Genomic DNA, 20,473 nt, shown 5'->3' on the forward strand with positions numbered 1-20,473 from the left:
ATCTGAAACCGAACTTCTCGTTTTCACCACAATTCCGCTTTTGTTTCGGTCCGTGCATCAGGTCATCTTTTGGTCAAGGCCAGGGGTGGCGCAGGAGGTGTGGCTGTGATGCTTCAATTCGAAGGTGTGGTGGCAACGGGGAGCGCGGCGCTCGATTCAGGTATCGGCGATACGGCTTTAAAAACGCTTAACGGAACCACGTATCTTTATACCGTCGCCGGACCGGGCGGCGGCGTCGCGGTCTGGAGGCTGGTCGAGGGCGCGATGCCTCAACTGGTCGACACGGAATATTACAGCGGCACAATCACGTTTCACGTTGGTCGCAGTGGTACACCAATAACGCTGGCGGGAACCGAACAACTTGTACTGGATGTGAATATGGCGGTCGGGTTGGTCGGATATGACCTAAACCCGGATGGCACCCTGGACACCCTTACTGAAACCGGATCTCTGACGGGAGGCGGAGATATCTCGGCCATTGTTCAAGTGTCGATCGGGCCCATGGATGTTCTAGCAATGGCTCATGAAGAAACGGGTCAAATCGGGACATATCTTGTTAATCAGGACGGAACGCTGAGCCTTGCTGGCCTTGTTGCTGGCTCTAGTGGCGCGATGCAGACGTTGCGCGCAGGAACAGACCATTTCCTGATCTCAAGTGATGCGGTCAGCAATACAGTCTCAACTTTTCGGGTCGACAGCATTTCCGGTCAGTTGACCGAGATTGACAACAGTTCAGCCCTCGGAACCCTTGGAATCTCGACTCCGACAGCCATCGAAACGATCGAGGCCTACGGCAAGCCCTGGGTAATCGTGGCGGGTGCAGGCAGCAACTCGCTCAGTGTGCTTCAATTGAACGCTGACGGCAGCCTGAGCGCCACAGACCATATTCTGGATTCGCTCACGACCCGCTTTGAATCAGTGCAGGACCTTGAGGTCGTGGACATCAACGGGCGCGTATTCGTCGTGGCGGGTGGCGGCGACGATGGGCTTACATTGTTCACGCTGACTCCGGAAGGCCAGCTGGTCTATCTGGACAGTTTCGCCGACACTTTGACTAGTGGATTGCAGAATGTTGAATCGCTGAGCATTGCACATGTCGGCAATGAGTTGCAGATTCTGGTTACGTCGCAACAAGACGCTGGAGTCACTGTAATTTCGGTTCCTGTCGATGATCTGGGGATCGTGGACAAAGGGTTTGGAACAGTGTCGGGGACGACCTCAGACGACATGCTGAGCGGCAGTATTCTGGATACCACCCTGATTGGCGGAGATGGCGATGACATACTGATAGCCGGAACAGGTGCTACGACTATGTCAGGTGGGGCAGGGGCCGACATTTTCGTGATGCAGTCGGGCAGCGGTCTGACCACGATCACGGATTTTCAACCGGGTGTGGACCGTCTGGACATGTTCGACTATTTGCTGTTGCGGTCCCCTCAGCAACTGACCTTTACCAGCACCACTCAAGGGGCGCGGATAGAGTATCGGGGCGAGGTGGTGCAGGTTCAGTCTGCTTCGGGTGGATCGCTGACCAGTACCGATATTTTCGGGGCCGGGTTTGAAGGCCCCGATTACATTCCGGTTGAATTTGGTGATTTCGGCGGTTTGACGCCCGACAGTTCGGATGGCGTGCTTGGGCCAATCACTGTGGACAGCCAATCTGCAAATCCCGGATTGTCGGATGCAGAGATCAAGTTCACTCCTGACGGTGGTGGCACGGTATCTGTCACGGCTGACGATCAGGGGCAATTTGATTTGGACCTTCCGGATGGCACTTTCCCCGGAAGACTGGACGTCGTCAAACATTATTCAACGGCGAGCAAAGAGATCGACGCCCTGGATGCCTTGCAAGTGTTACGCATTTCGGTTGGCCTCGATCCGACATGGGGACCTGCCGATGCGGAGAACTTGATCGCGGCGGATATCAATCAAGATGGAACCATCAATGCCCTGGATGCACTGGCGATCTTGCAGGTGGCCGTTGGGCAAACCACTGCGCATGAACCTCAATGGGTCTTTTTGGATTCAGATGCGGACTTGTCGGGAATTACAAAAAGCAACGTTGATTATCAGACTGGAATGGATGTTGTTGCCATAGACGGGGTGATAACCGCCGATATGACGTCCATATTGCTCGGCAACCTCGAAGCGGCATGAATTGAATTGAACGGTGCTGCAACTCAGTCATTGCAAGCCTTCCGCTTGGACCGCAATGTTGGCCCTAGATACACAAACACAAAAGGACAGGCCATGAATCGTCTTTCGGAACGCAGAGATTTTGCCATCGCGGTCTGTGAAGAAGCTGGGGTGATTGCAGAGAAATACTTCTTGGACAGGAGTAATCTGGTCATCGATCAAAAAGGTGCTCAGGACTGGGTGAGTGAGGCGGACAAAAACGTCGAAACCTTCATTCGCCAAAAGATCATGGATGCCTGGCCGCAAGACGGGATATTTGGCGAAGAACACGGCACTGCCACCGGTGAGAGCGGGTTTGACTGGGTGATTGATCCAATTGATGGAACTACGAATTTCGTCAATGGCATACCGGTATGGACGATTGTTCTGGCCGGTGTCACCGAAGGGCGCACTGCGGTCGGTGTGATCCGGGATCCGAATATGGACGAAACCTTTGTGGCAACACGTGGAGAGGGCGCGACACTGAACGGTTCACCGATACACGTGGCCTCTGGGGTTGCTCTTCAGGACGGGACGGTTTCTGTGGGGTATTCGAACCGGATCGAAACTCGCCACGTCGTGCCGGTGGTCGCAGCGCTGATCGAGCGCGGTTCCATGTTTCACAGAAACGCCAGTGGTGCATTGTCATTGGCCTATGTCGCAGCCGGGCGACTTCTGGGTTATGTGGAAGAACACATGAACGCTTGGGATTGTCTGGCTGGGCAATTGTTGGTTACGGAAGCGGGTGGTGTTGTCGAAGATCAAGACGCCGACGCGATGATCCGCGACGGTGGGCGTGTGATCGTCGGAACGCCAGATGTATTTGAAAGCTTGCTGGAAATCGCAGAGAACGCTTGGGGTGCTTAACGTCTAGGCCATTGATAACCAAGTGGAATAAGGTCGTAGATTTGTCAGGCTTGCCTGCCAATAATGGCCTTGTGACGGTTGATCGTACTGGCGGTTAATCGGATTTCCAGAAAGTTCACACCACAACAATGTACCGACCGCGCCATGTGTAACGATTGCGAGGTCTCCGGCTCCATGGGCACGAATGATCTCCGACACTGCACGACGAATGCGCCTCTGAGCATCGGCCGCAGTTTCCCAACCGCGAAAGCTAATGTCCGGCTGGGCAAAGAATGCGTCGGCGGCCGCCTCGAACTTTTCCCGTGGCAGGAAACCTGTGGCACTCCGATCATTCTCGCCAAGATCCGGGTGGAAATATAAGGGCAACCCCAAGGGCGCAGCCAGAATCTCACCAGTGTCGCGAGCCTTTCGTTCGCTGCTGGCCCAGATATGGCTGACATTGGCCATAGCTTCACTGGCGGCAAAGGATGCGGCGCGCCAGCGACCTGTCGTGCTCAGACCCCATTCCGTAATGGGGGTATCCGGATCAATAACGACCTCGGGGTGAGTGATGATCAGTAAATTCGGCATCTAGTCAGGCAGAAGTACCGGTCCTTTGCCCGCAAACCCCATCCTGATTTCGGTACCCGGTACAAGCGGTGCATCAACATCATCGTGGACCGCAAAAACCTGACCAAATGCGCCGGTCAGCGTGTATTCCATCCGCACGCCAACATAGGTTGCCTTGGCCACTGTAGCGGCGATGCCGTCATCAGAACCAATCACAAGGCGCGAGGGTCGTACAGCGATGGTCGCGGCCCCATTGGTCAAACCCCGACGCGGCAGAGTGTGGCGGTAACCTTCGATCTCGATTGTTGCCGTATCATCGTCGGTTGCAATGATTTGACAGTTGAGCAGGTTTGCCTCGCCTATGAAATCGGCAACAAACCGGTCATTCGGGGCGTCATAAAGCTCGCGAGGTGTACCCATCTGAGCGATCGCGGCGTTCCGCATCACGACGATCTCGTCAGAGACGGCCAGGGCCTCTTCCTGATCGTGGGTGACATAGACAACCGTTAATCCAAGGTCTTGCTGGATGGCCCGGATATCCTCGCGCACCTGGCGTCGCAGCTTGGCATCGAGGTTGGATAGCGGCTCGTCAAACAGCAGAACCTGTGGTTCAAGAACCAGCGCTCGCGCGACGGCGACACGTTGTTGCTGACCACCCGAGAGTTCGGAGGGAAGGCGATTGTCGAACCCCTTGAGCCCTACCAATTGCAAGCCATGCAAGGCGCGGCTGCGAGCCTCATCCTTGGCAAAGCCCGAGAATGTGAGGCCGTACATCACGTTCTCCAGCACGCTCATGTGGGGAAACAGCGCGTATGATTGAAACACCATTGATACGTCGCGATCTGTTGCGGGCAGTTTGGTGACGTCCCGGTCGCCAATCATAATCTTGCCAGAGCTTGCCATTTCTAACCCGGCGATCATGCGCAACGTCGTTGTTTTCCCACAGCCTGACGGACCAAGCAGCGTGACCAGTTTTCCCGCTTCGACATGAAGGTTAATGTTATCAACAGCCACAACGTTTTTGCCGAACACTTTCGACACGTTCTCGAACCGTACCGGCGCGGCCTTGGATTGCAGGCTCATGTCAAAATCTCCTAAACATTGGTGCGTGACTGCGTCATTCGACGCCCGATCTGAGTGCGACCAACGATCAGCTGCATCAACGCAACAACTGCCAGCATCACGAAGATAAGCGTCGTCGAATACGCAATGGCTAGACCATAGTCGTTATTCTCGACCCGCCCGATAATATAGCTGGTTGCCATGTCGTATTCGGCACTGACCAGAAAGATCACAGCCGAGATCGCCGTCATCGCACGGACAAAACTGTAAACAAGTGCGGCCAGTATCGCGGGGCGTAGCAGCGGCAGAATGATACGACGAAATGTCTGCCACGAGTTTGCACCAAGGGTCAGCGACGATTCATCAAGACTGCGGTCAAGTTGCGACATGCTGGCGATGCCCGCACGGACCCCAACCGGCATGTTGCGGAATATGAAGCTGATAACAAGGATAACGCCTGTGCCGGTTATTTCGATTGGCGGAACGTTGAAGGCAAGAATATAGCTGACACCAATCACCGTACCGGGGATAGCAAAGGACAGCATGGTTCCAAACTCGAAAGTGTTCTTTCCTGCAAAGCTCTGCCGGGTCAACAGGTAAGCCGTTACCAGCCCAACCGCCGCCGTCAGAGGTGCAGCAATTGCCGCAATGGTTATGGTGGTCCAGAAGCTGTCCCAAGCAGCGCCGGTCCAACGAATGCCCTCTTCTTCAAATCGAACAGAGAATGCAGTGACGTAGTGCTTTAGGGTCAGGGAGTTATTGACACCCCAAAGCTCGACCACACTGCCGTAGATGATCATTGCATAGACAATGATCGTGAACACCGCCCAGCCAAGGGCGAATACCAGCACGGGAACAGAAAGGCCTGTCGGCATCAAAGGGTGCACGCCTGCGTCGCCTTTGCCTGTTACGGTTGTATAGCTTTTCTTACCCAGCCAAACACGCTGTGCGTAAAAGGCCGAAAGGGTGAAAAACAGCAATACCATGGCCAGAACGGCGGCCCGTCCTTGGTCGTATTGCGCCCCTACGATGGCAAAGAAAATCTCGGTCGATAGAACGTCGAAATTCCCACCCAGAACAAGTGGGTTTCCGAAGTCGGCCATACTTTCGATGAAGCCCAAAAGAAATGCATTGGCAAGTCCGGGGCGCATCAGAGGCAGGGACACTGTCTTGAACGTTTGCCACCTGCTGGCGCGGAGAGTCTGTGCCGCTTCCTCCATAGATGGCGAGACGCCTTCCACCACGCCGATTAGAACGAGGAATGCAATGGGTGTGAACGCAAGGGCCTGTGCGATGAATATGCCTGGCATTCCGTACAGCCAGCGCGTTGGCTGCGTGCCGAACAGATCGGCGACGAACCGTGTGACTGAGCCTGACAGGCCAAAAAGCAGGATCAGCGCGAGCCCAATCACAAATGGCGGGGTGATGATCGGAAGAACAGTCAAAGCCCGCAGCATGCGCTTGTAGCGGAAACCCGAGCGGGTCACGACCAGTGCAAAGCACAAACCCAGGGCAGTCGTGACGAAGCCAACCAAGATGGCAAGAAACAGCGAGTTCCATGCCGCGCCGCACCTGGCACCATAAAAACACCCCAACCCCCAAAGCCGGCCATCAAAGAACTTTGAGAAGAAGACAGCAATCGAATATGCGCCATCTTCAGTGACGAAAGCAGCGAACAGCATCTTGGCGATCGGAAAAAAGACAAAGACGGTGACGATAGTAATCACACCGCCAATCGCACTGACAACAAAGACGTCACCGTTGATGGCACCTCTTGCCGCAATGCCTTGGGTCAACAGGAACAGAAAGCTTGATGCGCAAATCATTGCACCATAGCCCATGCCGAACTGGCGATCGCCAAGTTCACCAAAATAGGCTGCCAACCAATTGAAATTGAAACCCCTGATGCCAATCCCAAAGCCCTGTGCAATCAACCAGCCGAAGCCGAGTGCACCGGAAAGGATCAGAACACGGGCATAGAGCGGGTCAGATTTCGCTCGTTTCAACACCAGAAGGGGTAAGGTCAGGGCGATCAACAGCGGGGCAAGCCAAAGCTTCTCACCCTGTGCGATCAGGAATGCAGCGGGGGCATAATCTTCGTCAAACGGGTAGCCGTCAAAAAGCCATTCGAATGACCACAGGCCGCCGTCGACCATATACCACGGCAGCAGGCAAAACCCGACCCACCCGGCGATGACCCAAAAGATCAGAACCGGGCGGGTCTTTTTTGAAGTCTGGTCAGTCATTTACTGCGGCAGAACCGAAACCTCTTCGTCCCATTTCTGCAACAGACGTTTCCGTTCGTCTGAGGAACCATACTTTTTGAAGTCATAGTCAATCAGCTTGATCTGGCTCATGTCAGGCGCGCTTTCCGATGTTTCCGCGCTCTTGTTCGATGGCACCTGAAACGCGCTGACCTGAAGAGCAAGGTTCTGCGCCTCGGGCGACAGTGCCCAGTCATAGAACTTCTTAGCCTCTTCCTCGTTGCGGGCGCCTTCAATTATGGACATCGAGCCAATTTCGTATCCCGTACCCTCGCACGGCGCGACGACCTTGATCGGGAAACCCGATACGGCCTGCTTTACCGCATCATGCATGAAGACGATGCCAATCGTGTTCTCGCCACGACCAGCTGCTTTGATTGGTGCCGATCCGGATTTGGTATACTGGTTGATATTCGAATGCAGGCCTTTCATGAACTCAAAACCTTCATCCTCGCCAAAGATCTGCACCATCGAGGCCAGCGTCGTATAGGCCGTACCAGACGAGTTCGGGTTGGCCATCTGAACGTGGCCCTTGTATTCAGGCTTTAGCAGGTCTTTCCAACAGGCGGGTTCAGGCAGGTTGTTGGCCGCCAGCAGGTCTGCGTTATAGCCATACCCAAGTGCGCCGGAATAGATACCTATCGTTCTGTTTCCGGCACTCTCGGCCTGGGAAATCGCCCAATCATGAAGCTGGTCGCGCATTGGCGACATGTATTCCATTGTCAGGCCCTCTTCAGCGGCCTGCAAATGCGGGTCACCCGTGCCGCCCCACCACACGTCTCCTTTCGGGTTTGAGCTTTCGGCACGGATTTGAGCAAAAGTTTCACCTGACGACTTACGCGTCATGTTGACGTCGATGCCCGTCGCATCTTCGAAGCTACGCGCCATGAGTTGGCACCAGTCTTCCTGCGCGGAGCAATAGAGTGTCAGCTTGTCTGCCTGCGCTGCCGACACAGACGCGGCTATTGCAATCAGCGACCCGACGGCCGTGGATGTAAGTTTTTTCATTATCATTCCTCCCTTTGGTTATTTTGCGCCCAGTATTTTTTGTTTTGTCAGGCGCTTTCTCATCCAGCTTTTCGAAGCTTGTTAATGACAGACTGGGCGTTCTGATTGCCCGTCAGATTTTTCAGAATACTTGAGAGATCTCTTTCTTCCACCAGCTTTGCCGCTTTCCCTGGTGAAAACCAGTGACGTGTCCGTTCGTCCCGTTCTTTCCAACGCCGTTTCAGTTTTTCAACGACCATGGGATAGAGGGTTACGCGGCAACGAACGCTATTCGCGCCCTCAAAGCGTTTGTCATAGAAAAAATGACCAACTGGCTGTTTCGAGATTGCCCCGACTGCACCTGCTTCTTCCAGTGCTTCAATTTCGGCGGCATGCCAGGGTTTCTTTCCTTCCATCAACCAACCTTTTGGGATGACCCACCGTCCTGTATCGCGCGAAGTCACCATCAGAACACGCAGCTTTCCATCCCTGTCCCAGCGCATCGGAAGTGCTGCAATCTGGTCTGTTATGTTGCCGTCGCTCATGCTGCCCTCAATGACACGGTATCAAAAGCGCACCCAGAATAACCTTCAGTCGTTAATGGTGGTCTTTGGGTTTTCACTTTGAAACGGTTCAATTCACACATTCTTGCCTTGCGCTTTAGACTCTTCCGAATTGTCACAACCTACTGAGGGTTATGCAACAAAAATTATTGCATTATGCCCGAAATCCCACAAAGGTGGGGCTTGAAACCTGATTGGGTTGTTGGATGTCCAAAACGAAAATACGTGCCAAAACGATTGAAAAGGGTCGGGGTAGGGTAAAGAAATCCGACCGGCGCCAGCAAATACTGCTGGAGTTGAAGCTTCGCCCGCACGTTCGCATCAATGAATTGGCCCAGCGTTTCAACGTCTCTAACGAGACGGTGCGCAGGGATTTTGACGCCCTGTCGAATGACGGCCTGATCGCACGCGCGCACGGAGGGGCATCTGCCCCGGCACAAGGGCATTATCCAGGTCTGGACGAGCGAGCCAACGCGCGGATTGAGGAACGCGAACGCATAGGTATCAGCGCGGCGGGGTTGGTACGCGATGGTGAAACGGTCATGATCGATTCCGGTTCGACCACAATCGAAATGGCCCGTGCATTGGCCTATCTCGGCACTCCTTGCACAGTGATTACGAATTCTATTCCGGTGGCAATGACCCTCGGCCATGGGGCTGCCGAGGTTTTGCTTTGTCCAGGAGAATATCTGGCAACCGAATCTGCGACGATTGGAACCGAAACGCTGGAATTCCTGTCTCGGTTCAATGTCGACAGATGCATGATCGGCTCGTCGGGTTTTTCGGTTGAAGGCCCTTCAGAAACCGTGCGCGGTTTTGCGGCTGTCAAAAGAATGATGCTGACGCGCGCAGCAAATCGACATCTTTTAATCGATTCAGGGAAATTTGGCCGTAAAGGCCTGTCTCAGGTCGGAGACCTGACCAGCCTGGATTCCATAGTTTCCGACACGAAACCAACAGGAGAATTGCTTAACGCGATCAACGGTGCCGAGGTTGATGTTCTCGTCGCCCCGTAAACACTGAAACGAATGACGAACAGCGGACTGCAAAAAGACCGCGCATGACTGGGAGGAAAACATGAAGATAGACATCAGATTATTGATTGGGGCATCGGCAATTTCGCTTATGTCGCTTTCCGGCACAGCTTCGGCGCAAGATTGCCCGAGGGGTGATCTGGACGAGCGATTTTGCGACGTGGATGGGGATTTGATTGCGGATATCCCCACTGATCCCAATGAGTGGATTGATCCTGACACCTTGATTTTTGCGTATACACCGGTTGAGGATCCGGCGGTCTACCGGGATGCTTGGGTTGAGTTCATTGACCATCTTGAAAGTGTAACTGGCAAAAATGCCCAGATATTTCCAGTTCAATCGAACGCGGCGCAAATTGAGGCTATGCGCTCTGGACGTTTGCATATTTCGGGTTTCAACACTGGATCTAACCCTTTGGCAGTGAATTGTGCCGGTTTCCGCCCATTTACAATTATGGCGTCGGAAGATGGACATTTCGGCTACGAGATGGAATTGATCACATTTCCAGGATCAGGTGTGGAGTCGGTAGAAGACATCAAGGGCGGTAAGCTTGCTTTCTCGTCGCCCACGTCGAATTCGGGTTTCAAAGCGCCATCTGCTATCCTGAAGGGTGAGTATGACATGCTTGCAGATCGTGATTTTGAACCAGTCTTCTCAGGCAAGCACGACAATACTGTTCTCGGTGTGGCCAACAAGGATTATCCTGCAGGTGCTGTCGCCAATTCTGTGATGCAGCGTATGATCGCACGAGATGTTATCAGTGCTGATCAAGTTGTGTCGATCTACAAGTCTCAAACCTTCCCGACTACTGGTTTCGGCACTGTTTACAACCTTCCGCCCGAGCTTCAGGACAAGATTAAAGAGGCCTTCTTCACGTTTGATTGGGAAGGAACCGCGTTACAGGCAGAGTTCTCCAAGTCCAACGAGGCCCAGTTTATCGATATGAACTACAAGGACTTTTGGGACGTCATTCGGAAAATTGACGCGGCAAACGGCGTCTCCTACGCCTGCCAATAAGCCTTGGTCAATCCGGCGGGCCTGAATAGGCCCGCTAATCACCCTAATCGGGGGCAATTTATGCTGCGTCTTCAAAAGCTAACAAAAACCTACAAGACCGGAGATCAGGCACTGAAGGCCGTCGATCTTGAGGTTCCCAAAGGGCAGGTGCTTGCACTGATCGGACCCTCGGGCGCGGGTAAATCGACCATGATCCGCTGCATAAACCGTTTGGTTGAGCCCACAAGCGGCGGTGTTCTTCTGGACGACATGGATCTGACCAAACTCGGCTCGGGTGCGTTGCGGAAAGCACGCCGCGAAATGGGTATGATCTTTCAGGAATATGCCCTAGTCGAACGCCTCACCGTGATGGAAAACGTATTGTCCGGTCGGTTAGGGTATGTCGGTTTCTGGCGCAGCTTTCTGCGGCGGTATCCGCAGTCCGATGTGGACGAGGCTTTCCGCCTTCTGGACCGCGTGGGACTGTTGCATATGGCTGACAAACGCGCGGACGAGTTATCAGGTGGTCAACGCCAAAGGGTCGGTATCTGCCGCGCTCTGATCCAGAACCCAAAGTTGTTGCTGGTCGATGAACCGACCGCGTCGCTGGATCCGAAGACCAGTCGTCAGATCATGCGGTTGATCACCGAACTGTGTCAGGAACGCGGGCTGGCGGCCATTATCAACATCCATGACGTGGCACTAGCCCAGATGTTTGTTCCCCGTGTCGTAGGCCTCCGCTTTGGCGAAATCGTTTTTGATGGTCTCCCAACAGGGCTCACCCCGGAAAAGCTGACCGAGATTTACGGCGAGGAAGACTGGGAAGCGACCATCGAAAAAGTGGATGAGGATGAAGATGTCGAGGCCGCAGAATGAGCCATCGAGAACTTGACGACATGCTGGGAAAAGGTTGGCGCAAACCGGCCTTTATCAAAAACACGTTGCTGCGCAGGGCATTGATACTTGGGTTTTTCGCTTACCTGATCGCGGCTTTCATGACCATCGATGTTGATTGGGGAAGGGTCTATGAGGGACTGGACAGGGGATGGGCGTTCGTCCTTGCCTTTACCAGCCCGGATTTCATTTCACGGTGGTCAGATATCTGGGCCGGCCTTCTGGAAAGCATTGTGATGACCGTGGCCGCGTCGGTTGTTGGTATCCTGATTTCGATCCCGATTGGATTGGGGGCTGCACGTAATATCGCCCCGTTGCCAATCTATATAATTTGCCGCGGCATTGTCGCGTTAAGCCGGGCGCTGCAGGAAATTATCGTTGCTATTTTGCTTGTGGCCATTTTCGGATTTGGCCCGCTGGCAGGATTTCTGACGCTGTCCTTCGCGACAATTGGATTTCTTTCCAAGCTCTTGGCTGAAGATATCGAGGCGATGGACAAAGTTCAGGCAGAGGCGATCCAGGCCTCTGGTGCAAGATGGCTGCAATGGATCAACTACGGGGTTCAGCCTCAGATCATGCCTAGGCTTGTGGGTCTTTCCATGTACCGGATCGATATCAATTTCCGGGAAAGCGCTATTCTCGGGCTGGTGGGGGCAGGCGGCATTGGCGCGACACTGAACACTGCTTTTGATCGATATGAATATGACACGGCAGCCGCCATTCTGATCCTTATCATCGGGATCGTCATGGCCCTTGAATACCTTTCGGGGATTATCCGCGCGAGGGTTCAGTAATGCCTGTTCTTGAACGCGACGATACAAAAATCTGGCGCAGGCGGACGACGGGCCAAAGCCTGGTTCGCTGGTTTGGCTGGCTTTTGGGCGTAGCGATTTTTGTCTACTGTTGGCAGCTCATTTCAGAATCGACAACCTGGTTTTTTGTCTGGGACGCGCCCCGTATCGCCAACGATATATGGACCCGAGCAACGCCGCCCAAATGGGACTATATCACCCAGTTGGGTCGCCCGATCTGGGATACCCTGAACATTGCTACTCTGGGCACGATCATCGCTCTGTGCTTGGCTGTACCTGTTGCCTTTTTGGCGGCCCGCAACACTACTCCGTCGGCGTTGTTCATCCGCCCCATTGCCTTGTTGGTCATTGTCTCGACCCGCTCAATCAACTCGCTGATCTGGGCGCTGCTATTGATCGCTATAATTGGACCGGGCGTGTTCGCAGGTGTCATAGCAATCGCCATCCGTTCAATCGGGTTCTGCGCTAAACTTCTTTACGAAGCGATTGAAGAGATTGATCACGGTCAGGTCGAGGCGATCACAGCCACCGGTGCTTCGCGGTGGCAAGTCATGGCGTATGGGATCGTTCCGCAAATCCTGCCAGCATTTGCCGGAATTGCAGTCTTTCGTTGGGATATCAACATTCGCGAGTCCACAGTGCTTGGGCTGGTTGGCGCCGGTGGCATCGGGTTGCAGCTTTCGGCCTCGCTTAACGTTCTGGCGTGGCCGCAAGTGAGCCTGATCCTAATTGTAATTCTTTTTGCGGTCATGATCAGCGAGTGGGTTTCGGCAAAAGTACGAGGAGCGATCATTTGACCGGATTCTCAGCGCAAGAGGCTTTCAAGGCTTACGAAGCCGTCCGGCACCGCCTTCCAGATATTGAACCGAACGACGTGAGCTATCGTCGTATCGAGACTCTTTCCGAAATTAAGGATGAGTTTGACGTGTTTCTTCTGGATGCGTTCGGGGTTCTTAATATAGGCGACACGGCGATCCCCGAAACGCCCGAACGGATCAAGTCACTGAAGGCTGCGGGCAAACGTGTCTTGGTGGTGTCGAATGCCGCTGGGTTTCCCCACGCCACGCTGTTGGAGAAATACACCAGACTGGGATATGACTTCGCGCCGCAGGATGTGATCACCAGTCGGGCTACGTTGCTGTCCGGGCTGAATGGCCAACGTGGGCTGCATTGGGGTTTGATGGCGACACCCAGCGCCGGTCTTCGCGACTTGGAAGGTTTGAAATTAACCTATCTGGAGGATGACCCGCAGCCCTACGAATCTGTTGATGGTTTTCTGATGATCGGGTCAGCCGCCTGGACCGAAGCCCGGCAGGCGATGTTGGAGGCGGCATTGCTAAGCCGCCCCCGCCCGGTATTGGTGGGCAACCCGGATATCGTTGCCCCGCGCGAGTACGGCTTTTCCAAAGAACCAGGTCTTTTCGCACACCGTTTGGCCGACCGGACAGGTGTAGCCCCGCAATTTTATGGAAAGCCATTCGGCAATATCTATGATCTTGCTTTTCAGCGACTTGGGCCTGTCAACAAATCCCGCGTTCTGATGGTGGGTGACAGTTTGCATACTGACATTCTGGGCGCGCGTCATGCCGGAGTGGCTTCGGCACTTGTCTCGGATTTTGGATTCTTCGCCGGGCATGATGTCGAGGAAGCGATCAAACAGGCAGCGATCGTGCCGGATTTTGTTGTGACCCGACCTTGAGATTTTGAAGTAATGCGAATTGTAGGTGGAGCGTCCGGGCAGTGTTGGGTTAATTCACCTTTGATTTGCAGGAAGCTCGCGTAATGATGATTATGTTACTTTTACGGAGACGCATCCAGTCGGCGAATTTTACCTAACCGAGGTAATACTCACAGTCACGGAAACTCGAAACTGGTTCTTCCGCATCCTAACAATCTAGAACTCAATGCTAAGGGTCACTTTCGAGAACTCAAACCATCTCAGGCTGGAAACACCGCTGTTTTCTTGACTGTTCCATAAACAAAGCTGGTGTCGATCGAAGCTATCCCGCCGATCGGGTGAATTCGGTTTCGAATAAAGTCTTCGTATGCTTCGAGGTCCGATACCAATACCCGCAACTGGTAATCCATTGCGCCGGTCAGCACGTGGCATTCTAGAACTTCATCGATCATCCGAACGCGTTTTTCGAATTTCTGCACATCTGTTTCATTGTGCCGCTCAAGCCGGATGCGGACAAAGACGGTTATAGCCATCCCGTATGCAGCAGCGTCCACATCGGCACTGTATCCCTTGATGACACCGCTGGCCTCAAGGTTTTTGACCCGCCGCAAACACGGTGAAGGAGACAGATTGACCTCATCAGCAAGATCCTGGTTCGTCATACGCCCATCCCGCTGTAACGCTCGAATGATTTGCCTGTCCTTGGCGTCCATCTTATCTCCATTTTTTAGCATAATATGCCAATGTAGGTCCTCAACGTGGCATTATTCGCAACCCATTGCTCAAAGTAAAGGCGCAAAGTGATAACGACTTAGATCAGGAGCCCACCGTGACCCACACAACCGGATTTGCCACTCGCGCCATTCATCATGCCTACAACCCATTTGAAAATGATGGTGCACTGACCCCGCCCCTCCACTTGACCTCAACCTTCTCCTTCGAAACCGCAGAGGCAGGCGGTGAAATGTTTGCTGGCGAGCGCGCAGGTCATATCTATAGCCGGATATCGAACCCTACTTGTGACCTTCTTGAAAAGCGTATTGCCGTGCTGGAAGGTGCCGAGGCTGGGCTCGCGCTCTCCAGTGGGATGGGCGCAATTACCGCCGTACTTTGGACCCTGTTGTCGCCAGGTGACGAAGTCATTGTCGACAAAACACTCTATGGCTGCACATTCGCTTTCATGCGCCACGGTCTGGCAAAATGGGGTGTCACTATTACCCATGTTGACATGACGGACACCGCGAACCTGAAAGCCGCTGTTTCCGAAAAAACCCGTGTCGTCTACTTCGAAACCCCAGCCAATCCAAACATGCGCTTGGTGGATATCGCCGCCAGTTCAGAGATCGCGCATTCTGTTGGTGCGCAGGTTGTAGTCGACAATACATATGCCAGCCCCTATCTGACCCGCCCGATCGAGCACGGCGCGGACATCGTCCTTCACTCCGCCACCAAATATCTGGGCGGGCATGGCGATGTGGTCGCGGGTCTTGTGGTCGGAACCGCCGAGCAGATTTCTGAGATCCGGCTTGTCGGCATGAAGGACATGACAGGCGCAGTGATGGCACCATTCAACGCAATGCTGATCCTGCGCGGGCTGAAGACACTGAACCTGCGACTGGATCGCCACTGTGCGTCCGCCAAGGTTGTTGCCGATTACCTTCAGGCACACCCTGCCGTCAGTGAGGTGTATTTCCCGGGGCTTGAGAGTTTTGCCCAGCACGATGTCGCACGACGCCAGATGTCGCAGCCGGGGGCCATGATCGCCTTTGAAATCAAGTCTGGCCTGTCCGGTGGCATCAAGTTCATGAACCGCCTGAACATGATCCAGCGCGCCGTGTCCTTGGGGGACGCAGAAACCCTAATCCAGCACCCGGCATCCATGACCCATTCGACGTATACTGCGGAAGAACGAGCAGAACATGGAATCAGCGATGGCCTGATCCGACTTTCCGTCGGGTTGGAAGACGTTGAAGATATCCTTGCAGATTTAGAGCAAGCTTTGCCCTACCCTGCCCGCAGTGCCGCCTGAGTCCCGGAGACCACCATGCCGTATGATCCCAACCAGTTGAAAATCGTTGAACAGCGTCTGCTGTGGCTGTCGCATTGGATGATCCACCATGCCAACCATATCCGGCCCAAGGTTGATGGGATAAAGGTCGGTGGTCATCAAGCGTCGTCTGCGTCGATGGTTTCGATCATGACTGCGCTCTACTTTTCGGCTTTACGGCCCGAAGATCGGGTTGCGGTAAAACCGCATGCGTCACCGATTTTCCACGCGATGCAGTACCTCATGGGCAACCAGACCCGCGAGAAGATGGAAAACTTTCGCGGGTTTGGTGGCGTGCAAAGCTATCCCAGCCGGACAAAGGACATCGATGATGTCGACTTCGCGACAGGTTCGGTAGGTTTGGGTGTCGCGATCACCTCGTTTGCTTCGATCATTCAGGACTACGTCAAGGCCAAAAACTGGGGGGCAGATGCCCCGATGGGGCGAATGGTGGCGCTTGTAGGCGACGCTGAGCTGGATGAAGGCAACGTATACGAGGCATTGCAGGAAGGCTGGAAAAATGGCCTGCGCAACACGTGGTGGATTATCGACTACAACCGGCAGTCACTTGATGGCATCGTTCGTGAAGGATTGTTCGAACGGATTGAGAAAATCTTTGATGCCTTCGGATGGGATGTTGTGCGCGTGAAGCACGGCGTGTTGCAGCGTGCGGCCTTCAAAGAACCTGGCGGCGATCGGCTGCGAGACTGGATTGATGCCTGCTCGAACCAGGAATACTCGGCCCTGACGTTCATGGGCGGCGAGGTTTGGCGAAAGCGCCTCATGGACGATCTTGGGGATCAGGGGGATGTGACGGCGCTGATCGAGCGGCGCACAGATGCCGAACTCGCTGCATTGATGGAAAACCTCGGCGGCAACTGCGTTGAGACCATGGCCCAAACCTTTGCTGCCATCGAACATGACCGCCCTACTTGTTTCTTGGCCTACACGATCAAGGGATGGGGTACGCCAATTGCGGGCCACAAGGACAACCACGGTGGGCTGATGAACAACAGCCAGTTCGTCGCGTGGCAAGAACACATGGGCGTGCCTGCCGGTGAGGAATGGGAGCCACTTGCGGCAGTGCAGGACCCGGAAGCGCTGAAAGACTTTCTGTCGAAAGTTTCCTTCTTTGCCAAAGGTCCGCGACGCTATTTCGATGACAAGCTGGATGTTCCATCTATTGACATCGACACAAGCCGCGAAATCTCGACCCAAATGGCTTTCGGCAAGATTTTGGATGACTTGTCGAAGGGCGACAGTCAATTGGCCGAGCGTATCCTGACGACGTCTCCTGATGTCACAGGCACAACAAACCTTGGCCCGTGGGTAAACCGGCGCAAACTGTTTGCCAGATCCGAGCAAGCCGACGCTTTTATTGAACACCGTATCCCCTCGACGGCAAAATGGGAATTTACTCCTGAAGGGCAACATATCGAGCTTGGTATTGCCGAGATGAACCTCATGTTGCTTTTGGGCGTTGCGGGCCTTTCGCATTCCCTGTTCGGCAAGCGGCTTATCCCGATCGGTACTGTGTATGACCCCTTTGTCAGCCGCGGCCTCGATGCACTCAATTATGCTTGTTATCAGGATGCGCGCTTTATGCTGGTCGGCACGCCTTCGGGCATTACGCTGGCCCCAGAAGGCGGCGCACATCAATCCATTGGCACACCGTTGATCGGGATGAGCCAGGACGGTCTGGCGGCCTTTGAGCCAGCCTTTGCCGATGAACTGGCCGTGATCATGGAATGGGCCTTTGATTATCTTCAGCGCGACGGCGAAGGGCAGCCGGACGAACGCACCTGGCTGCGTGACGAAACAGGCGGTTCGGTTTATCTGCGCTTGACGACAAACCCGATTGAACAGCTTGGCAAACGCGTGGACGATGAGTTCCGTCAAGGTGCCATTGATGGTGCATACTGGTTGCGGAGGCCGGGCCCGAATTGCGAGGTCGTAATCGCTTATCAAGGGGCCGTTGCACCCGAAGCGATCAAAGCCGCTGGCGTGATGGGCGAAGGACGCAAAGACATCGGAGTGCTGGCGGTGACTTCAGCAGATCGGCTAAACGCCGGGTGGACGGCAGCGCAACGGGCGCGTTCGCGCGGCAATCAGACGGCTCGGTCCCACATCGAAACTTTGATGTCCGGTCTGCCGCGCCACTGCAAGCTGGTTACCGTGATTGACGGACACCCCGCGACATTGTCTTGGCTGGGTGCCGTACAGGGACATCAGACCATCCCATTAGGGGTCGAACATTTTGGCCAGACAGGGACAATCGGCGACCTCTATCGGCACCATAGCATTGACGCGGACTCCATCCTGGAGAAGGTGAACGGTCTGACCCATGGCAAGGCTTTGCTTCGCACATGAGCGGCGGTATTGGGCGTCGCAGCTAGGGGCCCTTACCCTCCGGGTATTTGGGCCCTTTGTGCTGGCGCGCCCTTGGGTTCGAAACCCGGAACGAAAGGCACCTTGTTCGAGCCAAACTTTTGGGATCTGAGAAGAATTGCCGTTCGGGACTAAAGAAGAAATCCGCACGCCTTTGCTTCTGTCACTACAGGTGCTCAAAACTGTCGCAGGTATGGACCGCCATGAAAATCAATTTTGCGTGCATTAAGTCGAACTATGTGCGCTATCCGGCCGGTTTATTGGCAATAATCTTTTTCATGTATGCGCTTAATAAAAATGCGTCTGGCCTTCGAGAAGGTAACTCTTGAATTGCCGTTAATATTGTAGTTTGCAGGAGGCACTCCGGTACGCGTTTGCCCCAAAAAGAACACTTTGTTCGAACAGTTTCAGCGCAATCAATAACACCTAATTTCTAAGACAGAATAATGGCCACTGTTACAACAATCCCCAGACCTTCCGTAAGTTCTCCTCTCAGCTCTATCCAGGGTACCTATGCATATGGTGACGGGAATCCGTCGACCACGACAGTGATTTCCTACAGTTTCGGGCATTTCTCCGATACACTCGCTTGGTCATCGGAGTATAAGGCGGAGTTTCGTGCGGCGCTGGCCGCAATAGAAGCCGTTGCAAACATTAATTTTGTCGAAGTCACCTCCGGTTTCGCCGACTTGGTTGAGGTTATTGCGCCTTCTTCATTCTTTGATAACCCGCGAACTCTCGGATTTCATTATTCGCCATCGAACGGGACGTCCTATGGTGCGTTCAACACGTCATACTGGACTGCTTCTTTCAACGGAAACGGTGATCCGGGCGGGTATTTCTTTACCACTTTGGTCCATGAATTAGGTCACGCCCTCGGGTTGGGCCATCCTCATGACACCGGATTGGGAACAACCGTGTTGAACGGTGTAACGTCGCCATTCGACTCGTTTGGCGCAGCGAACCTCAATCAGGGCGTCTATACTGTGATGTCGTATAACGATGGATGGACTTCACAAAACGGGGCGCTGTACTTTAACGCAACGTACGGTGGTTCAACGGGGCTTGGGGCTTTGGATATTGCCGCGTTGCAGGCCATGTATGGGGCGAATACATCGCACAATTCCGGGGGCAACACCTACACGCTTCCCTCTGCAAACGTCGCAGGAACAGGGTACCAAGCCATTTGGGATACTGGTGGAATTGACACGATCCAGCATGTAGGCAGTTCGAACGCACAGATCGACCTAAGGGCTGCCACCTTGGATTATTCCGTCACGGGCGGTGGGGCGGTTTCCTTTGCCGCTGGGGTAAAAGGTGGTTTCACAATCGCGCACGGCGTTGTGATTGAAAACGCGTCGGGCGGGTCGGGCGCTGATATCATTATCGGAAACACTGCGCAGAACGTCTTGCGTGGGAACGACGGAAACGACACCATTCACTCGCTGTCCAACGGAAGCAACAACAACACCATCTATGGCGGCCAAGGCAACGATATCATTTTTGTGGCCCAAGGTACCGGCGCTGACCAAGTCTTTGGGGACCAAGGCAATGATCTGGCTGTCGTGCGAAGCAACGCAGGCACGTTTACAGGTGGAACCGGCACAGACACTGTCAGATTTGTCAGCGCGATAAGTAACTATTTATTCTTTGAAAACGGCGTCTTATACGAGTTTTTGGACGTCATCACGCGAACAACCTTCACGATTGCAGACGACGTAGAGTTGGTCCAGTTTCTTGACGGGCTACAGCAGTATTCCCGGTCGAATATCAAGTCTGCGATGCAGCTTTCAGATATCGATACTCAGGGAACAACGTTACAACATGCCAGCCAAGGGCTTTATGTGCTGGATGGCGGCAGTTCGAACATTGCTTTGATTTACGGTGGTCAGTCTATTGGGCAAAACTCGCTTGCAGGCTGGCAGGCACTTCAGGCCGAAGCATCGGGTGGTGGCTACAAGGTGCTGTGGCAAAATGCGAACGGATCGTATGCCGAATGGACCACGGATGCCACAGGCCAATATGTTAGCGGGACCGGCATAGCCAATGTCGTGGATGTCGAGGCCTTTTATGGTGTTGATCTGAACAATGACGGCCAGACCGGCCACGTCACAACCAATATCGAGACCAGCGGGTCGACAGCATTCGCGTCATCA

17 protein-coding genes are annotated in these 20,473 nt (G+C 54.0%); 11 read left to right on the forward strand and 6 right to left on the reverse strand.

All coding sequences use genetic code 11. The annotated features are described in order from the left end of the window. The first annotated feature begins 108 nt into the window (after window positions 1-108). Complete coding sequence (locus tag ACR0NZ_RS14900; RefSeq protein ID WP_480519973.1) at window positions 109-2,157, forward strand: dockerin type I domain-containing protein; 2,049 nt, start codon at window positions 109-111, stop codon at window positions 2,155-2,157. A gap of 93 nt (window positions 2,158-2,250) precedes the next feature. Next, the gene (locus ACR0NZ_RS14905; protein ID WP_480519950.1) at window positions 2,251-3,042 is read left to right on the forward strand and encodes an inositol monophosphatase family protein; all 792 of its coding nucleotides are present in this window, start codon (window positions 2,251-2,253) and stop codon (window positions 3,040-3,042) included. Window positions 3,043-3,045: 3 nt separating this feature from the next. Here ACR0NZ_RS14905 and ACR0NZ_RS14910 read toward each other — a convergent pair whose 3' ends face one another. Genes ACR0NZ_RS14910 through ACR0NZ_RS14930 form a run of 5 tightly spaced genes read right to left on the reverse strand, consistent with a single transcriptional unit; the run spans window position 3,046 to window position 8,449 of the window. Then, window positions 3,046-3,612, reverse strand: coding sequence for a histidine phosphatase family protein (locus ACR0NZ_RS14910; RefSeq protein WP_480519952.1), 567 nt, complete (start codon window positions 3,610-3,612; stop codon window positions 3,046-3,048). Next, complete coding sequence (locus ACR0NZ_RS14915) at window positions 3,613-4,674, reverse strand: ABC transporter ATP-binding protein (protein WP_480519954.1); 1,062 nt, start codon at window positions 4,672-4,674, stop codon at window positions 3,613-3,615. A gap of 11 nt (window positions 4,675-4,685) precedes the next feature. Then, window positions 4,686-6,899 carry an ABC transporter permease gene (locus tag ACR0NZ_RS14920; protein WP_480519956.1) on the reverse strand — a complete coding sequence of 738 codons (2,214 nt, stop codon included), beginning with the start codon at window positions 6,897-6,899 and terminating at the stop codon, window positions 4,686-4,688. Beyond that, complete coding sequence (locus ACR0NZ_RS14925; protein ID WP_480519958.1) at window positions 6,900-7,925, reverse strand: ABC transporter substrate-binding protein; 1,026 nt, start codon at window positions 7,923-7,925, stop codon at window positions 6,900-6,902. Between the two features lie 59 nt (window positions 7,926-7,984). After that, window positions 7,985-8,449 (reverse strand): NUDIX hydrolase, encoded by a 465-nt coding sequence (locus ACR0NZ_RS14930; protein ID WP_480519960.1) that lies wholly within the window; start codon window positions 8,447-8,449, stop codon window positions 7,985-7,987. A gap of 224 nt (window positions 8,450-8,673) precedes the next feature. Here ACR0NZ_RS14930 and ACR0NZ_RS14935 point away from each other — a divergent pair, with 224 nt between their 5' ends. The 6 genes from ACR0NZ_RS14935 to ACR0NZ_RS14960 all read left to right on the forward strand — a co-directional run bounded on the left by ACR0NZ_RS14935 (window position 8,674) and on the right by ACR0NZ_RS14960 (window position 13,903). Continuing rightward, on the forward strand, window positions 8,674-9,483 hold the full coding sequence (locus ACR0NZ_RS14935) for a DeoR/GlpR family DNA-binding transcription regulator (protein WP_480477264.1): 810 nt from the start codon (window positions 8,674-8,676) through the stop codon (window positions 9,481-9,483). Between the two features lie 61 nt (window positions 9,484-9,544). After that, window positions 9,545-10,519: a phosphate/phosphite/phosphonate ABC transporter substrate-binding protein gene (gene phnD, locus ACR0NZ_RS14940; RefSeq protein ID WP_480477266.1), complete on the forward strand. Its 975-nt coding sequence runs from the start codon at window positions 9,545-9,547 to the stop codon at window positions 10,517-10,519. A 60-nt stretch (window positions 10,520-10,579) separates the two neighbouring features. Beyond that, complete coding sequence (gene phnC / locus ACR0NZ_RS14945; protein WP_480477268.1) at window positions 10,580-11,374, forward strand: phosphonate ABC transporter ATP-binding protein; 795 nt, start codon at window positions 10,580-10,582, stop codon at window positions 11,372-11,374. Continuing rightward, entirely contained in the window at window positions 11,371-12,186 is an 816-nt protein-coding gene (phnE, locus tag ACR0NZ_RS14950) for a phosphonate ABC transporter, permease protein PhnE (RefSeq protein ID WP_480477270.1), read from the forward strand. The genes phnC and phnE (ACR0NZ_RS14950) overlap by 4 nt, the downstream gene beginning before the upstream one ends. Then, window positions 12,186-13,001 carry a phosphonate ABC transporter, permease protein PhnE gene (gene phnE / locus ACR0NZ_RS14955; protein ID WP_480477272.1) on the forward strand — a complete coding sequence of 272 codons (816 nt, stop codon included), beginning with the start codon at window positions 12,186-12,188 and terminating at the stop codon, window positions 12,999-13,001. The genes phnE (ACR0NZ_RS14950) and phnE (ACR0NZ_RS14955) overlap by 1 nt, the downstream gene beginning before the upstream one ends. Further along, the gene (locus ACR0NZ_RS14960) at window positions 12,998-13,903 is read left to right on the forward strand and encodes an HAD-IIA family hydrolase (protein WP_480519962.1); all 906 of its coding nucleotides are present in this window, start codon (window positions 12,998-13,000) and stop codon (window positions 13,901-13,903) included. Before phnE (ACR0NZ_RS14955) ends, ACR0NZ_RS14960 begins: the two co-directional genes overlap by 4 nt. A gap of 239 nt (window positions 13,904-14,142) precedes the next feature. On the opposite strand, the gene ACR0NZ_RS14965 is transcribed toward ACR0NZ_RS14960, so the two are convergent. After that, entirely contained in the window at window positions 14,143-14,595 is a 453-nt protein-coding gene (locus ACR0NZ_RS14965; RefSeq protein WP_209507088.1) for an Lrp/AsnC family transcriptional regulator, read from the reverse strand. Window positions 14,596-14,711: 116 nt separating this feature from the next. On the opposite strand from ACR0NZ_RS14965, the gene ACR0NZ_RS14970 reads away from it, so the two are divergent. The 3 genes from ACR0NZ_RS14970 to ACR0NZ_RS14980 form a co-directional block, all read left to right on the forward strand. Further along, window positions 14,712-15,911 carry a methionine gamma-lyase gene (locus tag ACR0NZ_RS14970; RefSeq protein WP_480519964.1) on the forward strand — a complete coding sequence of 400 codons (1,200 nt, stop codon included), beginning with the start codon at window positions 14,712-14,714 and terminating at the stop codon, window positions 15,909-15,911. Window positions 15,912-15,926: 15 nt separating this feature from the next. Further along, the gene (locus ACR0NZ_RS14975; RefSeq protein WP_480519966.1) at window positions 15,927-18,299 is read left to right on the forward strand and encodes a 1-deoxy-D-xylulose-5-phosphate synthase N-terminal domain-containing protein; all 2,373 of its coding nucleotides are present in this window, start codon (window positions 15,927-15,929) and stop codon (window positions 18,297-18,299) included. 464 nt (window positions 18,300-18,763) lie between these two features. Then, on the forward strand, window positions 18,764-20,473 hold a 1,710-nt coding region (locus tag ACR0NZ_RS14980), incomplete at its 3' end, for a M10 family metallopeptidase C-terminal domain-containing protein (RefSeq protein ID WP_480519968.1).

The sequence above is a fragment of the Ruegeria sp. AE3 genome (assembly GCF_056542225.1).